This window comes from Streptomyces sp. NPDC048825 (assembly GCF_043198355.1).
In the GTDB taxonomy this organism is placed as follows: Bacteria; Actinomycetota; Actinomycetes; order Streptomycetales; family Streptomycetaceae; genus Streptomyces; species Streptomyces xiangluensis.
Window position 1 is genome coordinate 664,318 of record NZ_JBICUR010000001.1, and the last position, 13,879, is coordinate 678,196.

14 protein-coding genes and 1 pseudogene are annotated in these 13,879 nt (G+C 69.7%); 7 read left to right on the top strand and 8 right to left on the bottom strand.

The features are described from left to right. Positions 1-158: 158 nt before the first annotated feature. From ACGFNK_RS02970 to ACGFNK_RS02980, 3 genes and pseudogenes are all read right to left on the bottom strand, one after another. Positions 159-467: pseudogene (locus tag ACGFNK_RS02970) on the bottom strand (aromatic amino acid lyase); the annotation flags it as partial. A 50-nt stretch (positions 468-517) separates the two neighbouring features. Then, positions 518-955 carry an aromatic amino acid lyase gene (locus tag ACGFNK_RS02975; RefSeq protein WP_393412140.1) on the bottom strand — a complete coding sequence of 146 codons (438 nt, stop codon included), beginning with the start codon at positions 953-955 and terminating at the stop codon, positions 518-520. Continuing rightward, positions 928-1,890 carry an ABC transporter substrate-binding protein gene (locus tag ACGFNK_RS02980; protein WP_393411303.1) on the bottom strand — a complete coding sequence of 321 codons (963 nt, stop codon included), beginning with the start codon at positions 1,888-1,890 and terminating at the stop codon, positions 928-930. The genes ACGFNK_RS02975 and ACGFNK_RS02980 overlap by 28 nt, the downstream gene beginning before the upstream one ends. A gap of 345 nt (positions 1,891-2,235) precedes the next feature. Here ACGFNK_RS02980 and ACGFNK_RS02985 point away from each other — a divergent pair, with 345 nt between their 5' ends. From ACGFNK_RS02985 to ACGFNK_RS03000, 4 genes are all read left to right on the top strand, one after another. Further along, the gene (locus ACGFNK_RS02985) at positions 2,236-4,896 is read left to right on the top strand and encodes an ATP-binding protein (protein WP_393411305.1); all 2,661 of its coding nucleotides are present in this window, start codon (positions 2,236-2,238) and stop codon (positions 4,894-4,896) included. Positions 4,897-4,903: 7 nt separating this feature from the next. Beyond that, positions 4,904-5,380, top strand: a complete 477-nt coding sequence (locus tag ACGFNK_RS02990) for a roadblock/LC7 domain-containing protein (protein WP_344396919.1) — start codon at positions 4,904-4,906, stop codon at positions 5,378-5,380. 62 nt (positions 5,381-5,442) lie between these two features. Further along, positions 5,443-5,874: a DUF742 domain-containing protein gene (locus ACGFNK_RS02995; RefSeq protein ID WP_393411307.1), complete on the top strand. Its 432-nt coding sequence runs from the start codon at positions 5,443-5,445 to the stop codon at positions 5,872-5,874. Then, positions 5,825-6,439: an ATP/GTP-binding protein gene (locus ACGFNK_RS03000; RefSeq protein ID WP_393411309.1), complete on the top strand. Its 615-nt coding sequence runs from the start codon at positions 5,825-5,827 to the stop codon at positions 6,437-6,439. Before ACGFNK_RS02995 ends, ACGFNK_RS03000 begins: the two co-directional genes overlap by 50 nt. 22 nt (positions 6,440-6,461) lie before the next feature. Here ACGFNK_RS03000 and ACGFNK_RS03005 read toward each other — a convergent pair whose 3' ends face one another. The 4 genes from ACGFNK_RS03005 to ACGFNK_RS03020 form a co-directional block, all read right to left on the bottom strand. Continuing rightward, positions 6,462-7,136: an ABC transporter permease gene (locus ACGFNK_RS03005; RefSeq protein ID WP_393411311.1), complete on the bottom strand. Its 675-nt coding sequence runs from the start codon at positions 7,134-7,136 to the stop codon at positions 6,462-6,464. Further along, a complete protein-coding gene (locus ACGFNK_RS03010; protein ID WP_393411313.1) occupies positions 7,133-7,876 on the bottom strand; it encodes an ABC transporter permease in 744 nt (247 codons plus the stop codon). The genes ACGFNK_RS03005 and ACGFNK_RS03010 overlap by 4 nt, the downstream gene beginning before the upstream one ends. Further along, positions 7,873-9,051, bottom strand: coding sequence for an ABC transporter ATP-binding protein (locus ACGFNK_RS03015; protein ID WP_393411315.1), 1,179 nt, complete (start codon positions 9,049-9,051; stop codon positions 7,873-7,875). Before ACGFNK_RS03015 ends, ACGFNK_RS03010 begins: the two co-directional genes overlap by 4 nt. A gap of 119 nt (positions 9,052-9,170) precedes the next feature. Further along, entirely contained in the window at positions 9,171-9,494 is a 324-nt protein-coding gene (locus tag ACGFNK_RS03020) for a hypothetical protein (protein WP_393411317.1), read from the bottom strand. Between the two features lie 448 nt (positions 9,495-9,942). Between ACGFNK_RS03020 and ACGFNK_RS03025 the strand changes: the two genes are divergently transcribed. The 3 genes from ACGFNK_RS03025 to ACGFNK_RS03035 all read left to right on the top strand — a co-directional run bounded on the left by ACGFNK_RS03025 (position 9,943) and on the right by ACGFNK_RS03035 (position 12,175). After that, positions 9,943-10,347, top strand: a complete 405-nt coding sequence (locus tag ACGFNK_RS03025) for a VOC family protein (RefSeq protein WP_393411319.1) — start codon at positions 9,943-9,945, stop codon at positions 10,345-10,347. A 149-nt stretch (positions 10,348-10,496) separates the two neighbouring features. Further along, positions 10,497-11,480, top strand: a complete 984-nt coding sequence (locus ACGFNK_RS03030; protein ID WP_393411321.1) for a S1C family serine protease — start codon at positions 10,497-10,499, stop codon at positions 11,478-11,480. A gap of 149 nt (positions 11,481-11,629) precedes the next feature. After that, positions 11,630-12,175, top strand: coding sequence for a hypothetical protein (locus ACGFNK_RS03035; RefSeq protein ID WP_393411323.1), 546 nt, complete (start codon positions 11,630-11,632; stop codon positions 12,173-12,175). Positions 12,176-12,254: 79 nt separating this feature from the next. On the opposite strand, the gene ACGFNK_RS03040 is transcribed toward ACGFNK_RS03035, so the two are convergent. Next, positions 12,255-13,664 (bottom strand): Cys-Gln thioester bond-forming surface protein, encoded by a 1,410-nt coding sequence (locus tag ACGFNK_RS03040; protein ID WP_393411325.1) that lies wholly within the window; start codon positions 13,662-13,664, stop codon positions 12,255-12,257. Between the last annotated feature and the right edge of the window lie 215 nt (positions 13,665-13,879).

Sequence of the window (13,879 nt, forward strand, 5' to 3'; positions counted from 1 at the left end):
TCGTACGACCGATGCGGCAGGTCTCGTACGGCCGGTATCGACTCGCCCGGTGCCGGCTGGACCGGTGTGGACTGGACCGGTGCGGACTGGAGCGCTACGCCCAGGAGTTGCCGTATGTCGGCCGCGGCGCGAACGGTCGCCGGATGCGGGTGCGCGCGGTGGACCTCGGGTGCGAACGCCTTCAGGGAGCCGTCCACCGCGTACAGCGAGAGCGCCGTCACCACGTGCGCCACGCGCAGCAGGGCGCCGAGGTCGTGGCAGGCGAGGGCGGACTGGCCGAGGGTGAGGGCGTTGCTGCTCAACAGGGCGAGCGCGTCGCCGCGTTGGATGCGCAGGGGCTCGGGTTTCTCGTCGGCGGTCGCGTCGGACTCCCAGGAGGCGTGACCGAACAGCGCCAGGCCCAGTTCGGCCAGGGCCGTCGGATCGCCGGTGCCCACCGAGCCGTACTCGTGGACCGGCGGATGCACCCCCGCCCGGAGCGCGCCCAGCAGAGCCGTGGCGATCTCGGGGCCAACCCCTAACCCCTGGGAGGGAGCTGGCCCGCCCGGACCAGCATCATCGCGCGCACCTGGCGTACCGGCAGCAGCTCGCCGATGCCGCCCGCATGGCTGAGCAGCAGCCGTAGATCGTGGCCGTAGCCGTCTCGCTCCTCGACAGTGGCGCCGCGATGCGCCCCAACTCCGGTGCTGCGCCCATAGACCCGGCCGCCCTCCGCCGCCAGAACACACGCGGCCTGCCCGGAGCGCTCCATCGCCTCCAGCGCGGCCGGGTCCACGGCGGGAGGCGGCGCTCCGTCGGCGATCCCGGCGACGGTGGCGGCATCGAGGCCCCGGCCGTCGAGCGATGCCGCGGCTGCCGGGCCCTCGGCCGCCGGGCCCTCCCCCGAAGCAGCCGGGCGGGCCGAGGCCCGCCCCGACCCCGTACCCGTCAGGTCAGTCCGTTCGAGGACAGCCAGGCTTTGGCCACCTCCAGCGGGTCCTTGTTCTCGTTCTGCACCTCACCGTTGAGGCTGATCAGAGCTTCCGTGTCGAGCTTCTCCGATACGGCATTGAGTGCGGAAACTCCCTCTGCCGGGAGACCGCTCTTGAATGCCAACGGAGTTACGTTCTCGAAGCCGAACAGATTCTTCGGGTCCTGCATGATGAGGAACTTGTTCTTTTCGATACCGGGGTCGGTCGTGAAGATGTTCCCGGCCTGAATGTTGTTGCCCTTGAGCGCCGCCACCGTCAGCGGACCGCCCGCGTCCAGCGCCTTGAAGGACTTGAACTCGAGCCCGTAGTCGTCCTTGAGGCCCGGCAGCCCGTGGTGACGGGTCTGGAACTCGGGAGAACCGCCGATGACCAGCTCAGGAGCCGCTTCGGCGAGGTCGGCGAGCGTCGACTTCTCCGTCAGGTTGTACTTCTTGGCCGTCGCCTCGTTGACCGCGACGGCGTCCTTGTCCTGGGCCTCCGAGGACTCCAAAAGGGCCAGTTTCGGGTCGAGTTCGGAGGCAATGGCCTTGTTGGTCTCCTCGGTCGTCGTCGCCTCCGCGTCCTTGTTCAGATACGCCAGCAGCGCCCCGCTGTACTCGGGCAGAACCGTGATCGTGCCGTTCTTGATCAGACCGTAGGTCGTTTCCCGGCTGCCGATGTTCAGTTTGTAACTGACTTTGATGCCCTTGGACTTGAGGGCTTCGCCGTAGATGTCGGCGAGCAGGATGCTCTCGGGGAAGTTGTTGGAACCGACCACGACGGTCCCGCCCTTGGATGCATCCTCCTGCAAGGGGTCGGAATTGTCGGAGGAGTCGTCGGAGGAACCACATCCCGCGAGCGCGGCCGTGGCCACCACCAGCAGGGAAACGGCGTACGTTGCGGATTTTCTGGTGCTTCGTGCGATGGTCACGTTCGTCATCCAGACTTGCCGAGGGTGTGGGCGGTGCGGCCGTGGTTGCGGCGTCGCGACGATCCAAGCGAGCCCGGTCACGGACCGTCAAGACACGAATAGATCACCGAAGGGCACCGGACGGCTTCGTGCCGTGTGCACAACGGGGCCAATATACGAATGAATCCGGCGTATCTCCGTGCCTGTTTTTGGTTGATCATGGCCGTACTGTTGCGCCAGCCGCTAATGTTGGCCGCGTCGGGGGTCCTGTTCCACCTGGTTCCACTTGTCGGTCGAAGCGCGCTGTCGCGACCCTGTAACCCATGAGTTTCGGACAGCGGACTTCCCATGTGATGCAAGCAGCAAGGAGGTTCGGTGCCCGCGCACAGAAAGGTTGTCCGGGAACAATCCCCCGCGGCTCTCCGCACCGGCCCGACGCCGCCCCTCCTGGACCGCTGGCCCTTCCGGCGCAAACTGAACGTTCTGGTGATCGTTCCGCTTGCGGTCGTCTCGGCGATCCTCGCCTACGTCGTCTACGCCCAGGTCGACCAGGCCCGTTCCGCCGCCTCCACCGCTGAACTCGTGCGCGACAGCGCGCAGGTGACCCGGCTGATCGACAATGTGCAGACCGAGCACCGGCAGGCCCTGCTCATCTCCCTGCGCCATGAGGCCGCCGGCCCCGAGGAAGGGCCGCCCGACACCTCCGCGTATCTCCAGGCGCAGCAGAAGGTCAACTCCCAGATAGAGACGGTCCGGGAGACCTACGGGGACCGGCTGCCGGAAGGCGAAGCCCAGGCGCTGAAGGAACTGGAAGGCCTGGACAGCCTGCGGCAGACCGTGGAGCAGGGGCCCATCCCCGCTGACAACATCGACCCCGCGTACGGATCGGTGATCGAGGGTCTGATCAGCGGACTCGGCCTCGGTGAGACGGGTGCCGAGTCCTCCTCGTCCGCGGGCAATCTGCTCGACGCGCTGCTGCGGGCCGACACGGCCCACGCGTCCTTCGAGACCAGCGTGTTCGCAGCCCGGACCCGTGACCCGAACGCGCTCATTCAGTTCACCGCCGCCGTCGGCGACCTCGAGCAGTACACCCACCAGGCCGAGCGGTTCACCCGGTTCGCCAGCCAGGAGCAGGGCGCGGAACTGGCCGGGATCGAGCAGAGCCCGTACCAGAGCGTCATCGCCCAGCACTATGTCTCGCTGCAGGTCGACCCCGGCGCGCTGGTCGCCGAGAACGCGACCCAGCTGCGTAGGGCCCTCGGCGGGGCGCTGCAGGCCGAGCCCACCTACGAGCGGCAGGCACAGAACCGGCTGAAGATCACCCAGTCGCTCATCGACCAGATCGCCGCCGACACCCAGTCCGCGTCGAACACCGCCTGGTGGCAGGTGGCCTGGCTGGTCGCCGGCACGCTGCTCGCCTTCGGGGCCTGGCTGCTGTTCTCGGTGCTGGTGCGCCGCTCCGTGGTGCGGACCGTGCGGACCCTCACCGGTGCGGCCCAGCACGTGGCCGCCGCGGCCGAGACGGAGCTGGCCCGGGTCGCGGACGACGACGCCGACGACGCGAGCCCGCCACGCCTGGAAGCCGTACCCGTGCCCGTACGCGACGAGATCGGTGAACTCGCCGAAGCCTTCAACCAGGTTCAGGTCACCGCGACCGCCCTGCTGGAGCGCCAGGTCGTCAGCCGTCGCAACATCGCCGAGATGTTCGGCAACGTCGGCCGCCGCGTCAGCAACCTCACCGCACGTCAACTCGCCCTGATCGACTCGGTGGAGCGCGGCGAGACCGATCCGCAGGTACTGGAACGGCTCTACCGCATCGACCACATCGCCGTACGTCTCCAGCGCAACGCCGACAGCCTGATGCTGCTCGCCGGAATCCGCGAGACGGGCCTGAACACCGGGCCCATGCGGCTCAGCAACATCGCCCGGGCCGCGCTCGGCCAGATCGAGGGCTATCAGCGCGTCACTCCGCACGCCGAGGGCGATGTCACCGTCGCCCCCGACATCGTCGGCGATCTGACGCTGATGCTTGCCGAACTGCTGGAGAACGCGGTGACGTTCTCGCCGGCGCACACCAGCGTCGAGGTGGTCCTGCGGCCCCGGCTCGGCTCCGGCGGCGCCGTGGTCGAGATCATCGACCACGGGCTCGGGATGAGCGCCGAGCGGCTGGAGGAGGAGAACGCCCGGCTGATCCGCCGTGAACGGCTCGACCTGGCGCCGACGGAGGTGCTCGGCCTGTTCGTGGTCGGCGGTCTGTCCCGGCGCTGGGGCATCGAGGTCGTGCTCTCCCGCACCCCGGGCGGCGGCGTCACCGCCACCGTCGCGGTCCCCCCGGCCCATCTGCTGTCCACCGACCCGACGGCGCCTGCGGCACGCCCCGCGCAGATCCTGCCGCCCGCCCGCCGACCGGGCCCGCCCGAGCCGCGTCCCGCGATGGTGGAGGCGGCGCCCGGCCGCTCGTCCCTGCCCCGCCGGATCCCCGCGCGGAGCCGACCGGAGCAGCCCCCGGCCCAATCCCCGACCCTGTCCCCGGCTCAGCCCCGGTCGCCCGGCCACGCGCGCCGTCTGGAAGCCACGGCGGAGAGCGGGCGCGGGCGCGAGGAAGCCTTGGGCCACACTCCGTACGGCCCCGGCACTCCCCCGCTGCCCCGGCGGGGCGCTCCCTCGCCAAGGCCCGCAGCCGGTACGGGAGTTGGCGCTCACGAGGCCGCAGGGCGCGGTGCCGGGGGCGGCAACAACGGATCCTCCGGTACGGCCCCGGCGCGGCCCGACGCTCCCGGCCCCCTGCGGCGCCGGGTGCGCGGTGCGACCCTGGGCGCCACCACCGCCTCCAGCCGCCAGCCCAAGCGAGCGCCGACGAACCAGCGGCCGTCCGCCTGGCAGCCCGTGGACCCGGAGGCGGCGCGGTCCGAGCTCGACGAGTTCGAGGCCGCCGTCCAGCGGGCCCACCGCGAGGCCGCGGCCGAGTCCCGGCCGAGTGCAGCATCAAGACCCATAGACCCCCGACCTACAGATCCCCATTCCCGGAAGGCATGAGCAAGTGATGATGTGGACAGGTGGACCGCAATCAGGGGCCGTTGAGCCGGTGACGGATGTGAAGACCGCCGCTGCCGACTTCAACTGGCTGCTGAACCGCTTCGCCACCGAGACCGCCGGGGTTGTCGACGTGATCGGTGTCTCCTCCGACGGGCTGTTGATCGCGGTGTCCCAACTGCGCGGCCAGGCGGACTCCGAACGGCTCGCGGCGATCGTCTCGGGTATCACCAGCCTCGCGATGGGGGCATCCGGCAACTACGGACTCGGCGGCCTGAACAAGGTCATCATCGACCTCGAGGAAGGACACGTCCTGGTGTCGGCGCTCGGCGCGGGCGCGGTGCTCGGCGTGGTCGCGTCCAAGGAGGCGAAGCTCGGCAACATCGCATACGAGATGACCCTCTTCGCCAATCGCGCCGGTGCCGCGCTGAGCCCGCAGCTGGTCATGGAGCTGAAGAACACCGTGGGGATCGCGCCGGCCGGGTGACGGACGGCCGAGCTCCGGGGCGTTGCCCGACCATGACGCCCGTAAGGTGAAGGGGGAACGTGATGACGGCCGGTGAGTCACCAGCCGCCGACGACGCCGTGTGGGGGCCGGAGCCTCCCGCGCCGCTCGTGAGACCGTTCCTGCTGACGGCGGGGCGGATCGCCGGCGGCGACAGTCTCGTACCGCCGATTCCGATCGAGACACAGGTGATCGCGACCGACGTGGGTCTGGCCACGCTGGACGCCTTCGCCTTCGACCAGCACCGCGACATCATCATGATCTGCCGTCAGCCGCAGTCGCTGGCGGAGATCGCGGCGAAACTGCGGATGCACCTCAATGTGATCCGGGTGCTCGCCGACGATCTGCGCGCGGACGGTCAACTGGCCTTGTACGTACCGCAGGACGGTTCCGCCCGCGACGCCACTGTATTGCGAAGGGTTATCGATGGTCTTCGAGACATCCCCGACTCCAGGGGCCGGGTCCGTGAGCGGTGAGGCCCAGGGGACGCGGCCACCGCTGCCGGTGAAGATGGTGATCGCGGGCGGCTTCGGCGTGGGCAAGACGACCACGGTGGGCGCCATCTCCGAGATCGAGCCGCTGACCACCGAGGCGTCCATAACCTCGGTCGCGGCCGGCGTCGACGACCTCTCACACACCCCGGAGAAGATGACGACCACCGTCGCCATGGACTTCGGCTGCGTCACGCTCGACCCGACGCTGAAGCTCTATCTGTTCGGGACGCCCGGCCAGGAACGGTTCGGCTTCATGTGGGACGACCTGGTGGACGGCGCGCTCGGCGGACTCGTCATCGTCGACACCCGCCGCCTCGACGACTGCTACGCGGCCGTCGACTACTTCGAGCACCGGCAGATCCCCTTCGCGGTGGCCGTCAACGCCTTCGACGGCAAGGTCGAGCATGACCTGAACGACGTACGGTGGGCCCTCGACGTCGGCGACCACGTCCCGCTCACCGTGTTCGACGCCCGCGAACGCGGCTCGGTCCGAGACGCATTGCTCGTGGTCCTCGAACACGCCCTGGCCACCGCCGAACGGCGGTGACCCGGCGGGGGGAGGCCCACGGTCAGGCCGCCCCGCGACTGCGCACACCCGGGGACACCGCAGTGCGGCCCGCGGCCCAGAACACCACGAGGACAAGCAGGGCAAGGGCGGCGGTGAGAGTGGCGCCGCCGACCACCTTCTCGTAGTCCCGCTGGTACAGGCCGTCCACGATGTACCGGCCGACGCCGCCCAGAGAGACGTACGCCGCGATCGTCGCCGTGGAGACGATCTGGATCGCCGCCGAACGCAGCCCGCTGAAGATCAGCGGCAGCGCGGCCGGCACCTCCACCTGGAACAGGATCTGCGACTGCGACATGCCCATTCCGCGGGCGGCGTCGACGGGCGAGGGGTCCACGGTGCGCACCGCCTCGTAGGTGGTGATGAGGATCGGCGGGATCGCCAGCACCACCAGCGGGATCATCACGGGCAGCACGCTCAGCCCGAGCCAGACGAACATCAGCACCAGCAGCCCGAACGTAGGCAGGGCGCGGGCCGCCGCCGCCACGAACGCCATCGCGTTGCCGCCGCGGCCGGTGTGCCCGGTGACCAGACCGATCGGCAGGCCGATGGCCGCGGCGATCGCGAGCGCCGCGGCGGAGTACTGAAGGTGCTCCCACACGCGCTGCGGGATGCCGTCGTAGCCGCTCCAGTGGGCGCTGTCGTTGAAGAAGGACTCCATGAAGTTCAGTACGTTCACGAGACGCGCTCCGGTGCGCGGGCGGCGCCCGCCGTTGTGGACGGGTCCCCCGCCGAGGGGCCCGCGGCGGTACGCAGGGCCGTGCGCCTGGCCTTGCTGTCGGACGGCGGCTGCCAGGGGGTGAGCAGCCGGCGCGCGAGGACGAGCAGGGCGTCGACGAGTACGGCGAGTACGGCGGTGGTGACCACCGAGTTCAGGGCCAGCGCGGGGCGCTGGTAGAGCAGCGCGGTGGTCAGCAGATTGCCCAGCGCGCCCTGGTTGCCGATCAGCGCGCCGACGCTGACCAGGCTGATGCTGGAGGCGGCGGCCACCCGCAGTCCGGCGATGATCGCGGGTACGGCGATGGGCAGTTGGACCTGCAGATAGCGGCGTACGAGGCCGATGCCCATGGCCTGGGCAGCGGCGTTCGTCTCCTCGGGAACCGACCGGATGCCGTCGACGACCGACGGGACGAGGACGACCAGGCTGTACAGGCACAGCGGGATCATCACCGTGAGCTTGCTCAGCCCGGTGTAGTCGATGAGCACCACGAAGAAGGCGAGCGACGGGATCGCGTAGATCACCGTGGTGGTCCACAGTACGGGCGGGTAGAGCCAGCGGACGCGGACGCACAGCAGGCCGATCGGCAGCGACAGCAGGAAGCCCACCAGCACCGGGATCAGGGCCTCTTGCAGGTGCGTGGAGATCAGGCCGAAATAGCTGCTCTGGAGGTCGCTCGGGATGTCGAAGAAGCCGTTCATCGCGTGGCCTTCACCGGAGGCGGGTCCTGCGGAGAGTCCGTGCCCCGCGCGGAGCCCGAGGAGCCGGCGGCGTGCTGCCGGCGGGCGGCGCCGATCGCCGCGGCGATCGTCTCCTGACCGGCGATCCCCAGCACTCGTCCCGCCCCGTCCACGGCGACCGCGTGACCGGTGGGCGACAGCACCGCCCGGTCCAGGGCCACCCGCAGGGAGTCCCGGCCGATCTCGAAGCTCTGCCCGTACGGCGTCAGGGTCACGGCGTCGCCGTCCCAGGCCGCGGGGTCGGTCCAGCCGAGGGGCTTGCCGTCGGCGTCGGTGACCAGAACCGGTTGGGCATAGGCGGGTTGGGAGCCGGCGGCCTCGGCGATCCGCTGCCGGTCGGTGCTGATCGGGAAGACCCGGGAGCGGTCGAGTTCGAGGTCGCGCGTGGAAAGGAACGACAGTCCGCGGATGCCCCGGTCGCCGCCCAGGAACTCCTCCACGAACTCGTCGGCGGGCGACGACAACAGTTCGTCCGGCGCGGCGAACTGGGCGAGCCGGCCGCCGGTGCGCAGCACGGCGATACGGTCGCCGATCGTGATGGCCTCGTCCATGTCGTGCGTGACGAACACGATCGCCTTGCCGAGCTCGCCCTGAATCCGCAGCAACTCCTCCTGCAAACCCCGGCGGACGACCGGGTCGACGGCGGAGAACGGCTCGTCCATCAGCAGGATCGGCGGGTCCGCGGCCAGCGCACGGGCCACGCCGACACGCTGCTGCTGACCGCCCGAAAGCTGGTACGGGTAGCGGCGGGCCATGTCCTTGTCGAGGCCGACCCGTTCCATGAGCTCGGCCGCCCGGGCCCGGGCGCGCTGCTTGGACCAGCCCAGCAGCCGCGGCACGGTGGCGATGTTGTCGATGATGGTGCGGTGCTGGAAGAGGCCGGCATTCTGGATGACGTAACCCATGGAACGGCGCAGGGCGTTGACCGGCTGACGCTGGACGTCCTCGCCGTTCACCCGGATTGTGCCGCTGCTGGGCTCGACCATGCGGTTGATCATTCGCAGCGTGGTGGTCTTGCCGCACCCCGAAGGCCCGACCAGGACGGTGATGGAGTGGTTCGGAATCTCAAGGGACAGGCGATCGACGGCCACCGTGCCGTCGGCATATCGCTTGCTGACCTCTTCGATGGCTATCAAGCGTCGAAACCCTTCGGGAACGGCATGGCCCGTGCGTGGCGCGATCACGTGCACGGGGGTGCGAGTCTAGCCAGTCGGTGGCTGACTGCGACCGGGCCGGGGCCTGTTCGTACCACTCTCTACCCGGGTGTGATCACCACGGTTACCGTTCGGTTTCGTGCGGCGCTGTCGCACGGGGCGGCGTCCTGCTGATCCGCGCTGGCGAAGGTGAAGCGGTGAGAGGTTGGTTTGCCCGCTGGCGGCGCCGAGTTCGCGGGCGGCCACGAGGGCGCGCCACAGGGCGAGGACGGAACTGGCGCTTCGGGGGCGCCCTGGACGGTGGCGACGTGGCCGTGGATCTCGATGTACGCCTTGCGGTCGGCCAGGCGGCCACCAAAGACGGTGAGTTGGCGGACACCGGTGGGGGTGAGCCGGTCACCCTCGGCGAACAGGCCCTCGGTCAAGGCGACTTACATGGAGTCTCCGCGGACGGACGGGGCGCAGGCCCGGGACTCGCAGCTCTCGGCCCGGGCGTCGGCGGCCTCGGCCTAGCGGGCCTGCTCGCGTGCTCGCCGCCGTGCCAGTTCCGCTTCGCCATCGGCTGCGATGCGCTGGGCGACCCGTTCCGCCTCGGCCTGTTTGGCCTGTTGGGCTGGTGCGGCGCTGTGCCCTGCCGGCTGACGGTCGTTGGCGTCGGCGCGGCGAACGCTCCAGCCGTGACGGCGGCCACTACGCACACCGCGACTGCCGGTGCCGTACGGGTACGGTGCCGGGCGCGCGCCGCCGGGCTCGATGCGGCGAGTTGGAATCCGAATGGACACAGGACGGTTGTACCGCCGAGGCTCCGGGTCCCCTCCCGGAGCGGCGGGCTGGGTCGACCCTGGTCCGATTCGAGATCTCCAAGGAGCCGATATGCCCGACGAACCCGCCGTACGCGAACTCCGCCTGGTGGTCACGGCAGCCGACTACGACGCGGCGCTGCACTTCTACCGCGACGTCCTCGGTCTGACCGAGCGCGGCGCGTTCTCCTCCCCCGGCGGACGAGTCACCATCCTCGACGCCGGCCGGGCCACGCTGGAACTGACGGATCCGAACCACGCCGCCTTCATCGACGAAGTCGAGGTCGGACAGCGGGTCGCCGGCCACATCCGGGTCGCCTTCCAGGTCGACGACTCCGCCACCACCACGTCGCAGCTGGCCGCCGCCGGAGCCCAGGTGCTCGCCGAGCCGACCCGCACCCCCTGGAACTCCCTGAACTCCCGGCTCGAGGCCCCGGCCGCCCTCCAGCTGACCCTCTTCACCGAACTCGGCGATTAGGCGGTGGGACGGCTGCGGCTGGGCGGTTTCAGGCTCACGTCATCGGCCTCACCGTCGTCCGCTCCGCCCACAGCGAAGTCCGGCCCACTGAGCCGCGCAAAGTTGTAATCATGTAATTCAGAGCTTGTGCAAGCCGAAAGGGTCGACTCGTGGCCGAGACAGTCTCCGAGCCCGACCGCTCCCGCGGGGAGCAGGCCGCGCTCGACACGTACTCCCAGGTCGTCGTCTCGGTCGCCGCCGAGCTCACTGGGAAGGTGGCGGCCCTGAACGTCGCGCACCGGCGCTACAGAGGGCGGTTCGTGATGGGCACCGGCTCAGCGGTGGTCTTCACGGACGACGGTTTCCTGCTCACCAACGCCCATGTCGTCGGGCACTCCGACGCCGGTACGGCCTCCTTCGCGGACGGTACGACCACCCCCTTCCATGTCATCGGCGCCGACCCGCTGTCCGACCTCGCGGTGGTCCGCGCCGACGGGCCGACCCCGCCGCCGGCCCGACTCGGCGAGGCCAACGCACTGCGCGTGGGCCAGCTGGTTGTCGCGGTCGGCAACCCACTCGGGCTGGCCGGCAGCGTCACAGCGGGCGTGGTCAGCGCCCTGGGACGGTCGCTGCCTGCGAGCACCGGCTCCACGACGCGCGTCATCGACGATGTCGTCCAGACCGATGCCGCCCTTTATCCCGGCAGTTCGGGCGGAGCCCTCGCCACCGCCGACGGCAAGGTGGTCGGCATCAACACCGCCATCGCAGAGATCGGCCTCGGCCTGGCCATCCCGGTGAACGACACCAGCCGGCGGATCGTCGCCGCCCTGCTCGCCGACGGCCGAGTCCGCCGCGCCTACCTCGGCCTCGTCGGCACACCCGCACCGCTCCCGCCGCCGCTTCGGGCACGGCTTGGCCAACGCAACGGCCTGCGCATCGTCGAGGTCGTACCCGCTTCGCCCGCCGCCCGCGCCGGGTTGCGCGCCGGCGACCTGTTGCTCACCGCCCACGACGAGCCGGTCAGCAGCGCACAGACCTTGCAGCGGCTGATGCTCGAGGACGCCATCGGACGGCCACTGGCGCTGACCGCGCTACGCGGCGACGCCCTCGTGGACGTCATCGCCACACCGGCGGAGCTGGCCGCGGACGACTGAGGCACCTGATACGCCCGGAAAATCCGGGCCCAGAGATCCGGGAACAGGAAACCCGGCGAATCGCATCACAAGCGATGCAACCGTATGACTCTGCCGGATGTCCCACATAATGAAATCGCTGCCCCTCACCAGGAGAAATCGGGGGCGTCATGCAACATCATCCACGCCGCGCGGCCATCGCCGCAGGCATCCTTCTCACCGCCGCAGTCGGCACCACGATTCCCGCCTCTGCGTCTACCTCGGCCTCCGCCTCCACCTCCGCACAGGCCGAAGCCGCCTCCCGGCAGACTCCCGCGACCCCCCTCGTGGTCAACGCCCGCTGGGGCGGGCACTGTTCGCACGACCGGATCGTCATCGACGTCCGGGGCACCATGCCCCCTGTCACCGTGAAACCGGTCAGGGAACTGCGCTACGACGGCACCGGAGCGAAGGTCCCGCTCGCCGGCAAGTACTTCCTGGAGATCAAGCTCTCCCCCGCCGCCGCGCACAACGAGGCGGGCCGGTCGGTCTACCAGGGTCCCAAGCTGCTGAAGATCCACCTGCCCAAACTCAAGGGCCTCGCCCTGACCGGCGACTTCGAGGGCACGGTCACGTTCGGAGCCGCGTTCCACACGAAGCCCACGTACAAGGCCTTCAAACTGCACTCCCCGGAGCGCTTCGTCGTCGACATCAGTCACACCAACCGGTGCCGCTGACGCGCGCGATCGCTCACTGTGCAGTTGTCAAGGTGCGGTCATTCGTCGCTCGGTCCCGAGGCATTCAGTCACGCGTCATTCAGTCCTGAGTCGGCTTCTTCTTGTGGACGAGGAGCAGCGCGGTGGCGCCGATCACGAGCAGGGCGATCGCGATTTCGACCATCACCGGGGTGACGCTGGAGCTGCCGGTCTCGGCGAGGTCGGTGCCGCCGGTGGAGGTGCCGCCGACTGTGGCCGGGCTCGGTTCGCTCAGCGTCTGTGTGGTCTCACCGCCCGTGCTGCTCTGCGTCCGGCAGTCGAGGACGCCCTTGAACCGCTTCTCGTAGCCGTTCGGCCCTCTGATCGTGAAGTCGTACGCCTGGTCCTCCTGGAGCGGAATCGTCACGGTCTGCGACGTGCCCGCCTCTACGGTGTGCTGGGCCCCCATCAGCTCGAAGGTGAACGGCTCGTCCCCCGCGTTGGCCGCCGTGATGTCCACGGCTCCCTTGGCGCAGTTCTTCTCGGCCGACAGCGCGGGTATCGCGCCCTCCTCGGCCCAGTTCGCGGTCGCCGTCGCGGAGACCGTCGACTCACTGGAGCCCGCGAGGATCTGCGTCTGGCTTCTGTTCTCGGAGGCGAAGGCCCGGCCGACCGGCACCGTGGTCGAGGCCTGCACCGTCAGCGCGGCAGAGCCGTCCGCGGCGCCCTCGGGCACGTCGAAGAACAGCTGGCTGCCGTCGACCGCGGAGGTGATGGCCCGGCCGTCCTTGTCGACGACCTTCACCCCGCTCGTCGCGTCGGCGGGCGGCGTCACCCCCACACTGCCCGCGTTGGTGTGGACCGTGACGGGGCCGAGTACCTCACCGGAGCGCCCGGAGACCGCCGGCGGCCCCAGGGTCAGCGAGGCCTCGGGCTCCGCGACGTTGCGCGCGCTCTTGTGCAGGTAGTCGGCGAGCTTTTCCGCCTTCGGGTTCACCGCGTCCACGTCGGCACCGTCCGAGTACCGCCAGATCGCCACCTGCGTCCCGACCGCCGCGTCCTCCTCGGTAAGACCACTCGCGCCGGCTCTTTTGGCCAGCGCCGAGAGGTCGTTCACCTGCGGGTAGGAGTTCTGCAGGATCCAAAGGATCTTGCCCGCCTCCGGGTTGCCGCTCAGCGACGTACCACTCCAGGGCGTCTCCTGGTACTTGGCGGACATCTGCGTCGGGTGGTCCATGTCGACGCAGTAGGTCTGCAGAGTGCCGCCGTTGTCGACGGACATCTCGAACAGCCCCGCGGGCACCTGCCTGTCCTCGCCGTTGTCGTGTATGACGGCGAACCCGGACGTCTTCAGCCCACCGATGGTGGCGGTCGCGCCACCCCGGCTCTGCGGGATCTCGTCGTCGGCAGCAGCTGCCGCACCCGCCGTGGTCATCGCGCTCACCACGACGAGCCCGGACACCAGCGTCGCCGCCGCGAGGCGGGCGACACCTCGCCCACGTACGGACAACGCAGAGAACGAACAAAGCACAGAATTCCCCTTCGAGCAGGACCCGTTGACGTGGGGGGTTGCGGTCCCACCAGCAGAATCAGAAGCCCCGAGAGCTATGCCCGGCATCCTAGGTACGAGGCGGACCACGCTCCCCAGGCATCCCATCTGATAACCGATCCGACTCGGAATCGTTATCGCCAAGATCGCATCCGAGTTGAAAGTGTCGACAAATCCACGGGGACTGTCCGAGACAC

What these genes read in the sequence shown, in the direction of transcription:
- ACGFNK_RS02980 (WP_393411303.1), bottom strand. Translation starts at nt 1,890, where the DNA reads ATGACGAACGTGACCATCGCACGAAGCACCAGAAAATCCGCAACGTAC.
- ACGFNK_RS02990 (WP_344396919.1), top strand. Translation starts at nt 4,904, where the DNA reads ATGATGTGGACAGGTGGACCGCAATCAGGGGCCGTTGAGCCGGTGACG.
- ACGFNK_RS02995 (WP_393411307.1), top strand. Translation starts at nt 5,443, where the DNA reads ATGACGGCCGGTGAGTCACCAGCCGCCGACGACGCCGTGTGGGGGCCG.
- ACGFNK_RS03000 (WP_393411309.1), top strand. Translation starts at nt 5,825, where the DNA reads ATGGTCTTCGAGACATCCCCGACTCCAGGGGCCGGGTCCGTGAGCGGT.
- ACGFNK_RS03010 (WP_393411313.1), bottom strand. Translation starts at nt 7,876, where the DNA reads ATGAACGGCTTCTTCGACATCCCGAGCGACCTCCAGAGCAGCTATTTC.
- ACGFNK_RS03025 (WP_393411319.1), top strand. Translation starts at nt 9,943, where the DNA reads ATGCCCGACGAACCCGCCGTACGCGAACTCCGCCTGGTGGTCACGGCA.
- ACGFNK_RS03035 (WP_393411323.1), top strand. Translation starts at nt 11,630, where the DNA reads ATGCAACATCATCCACGCCGCGCGGCCATCGCCGCAGGCATCCTTCTC.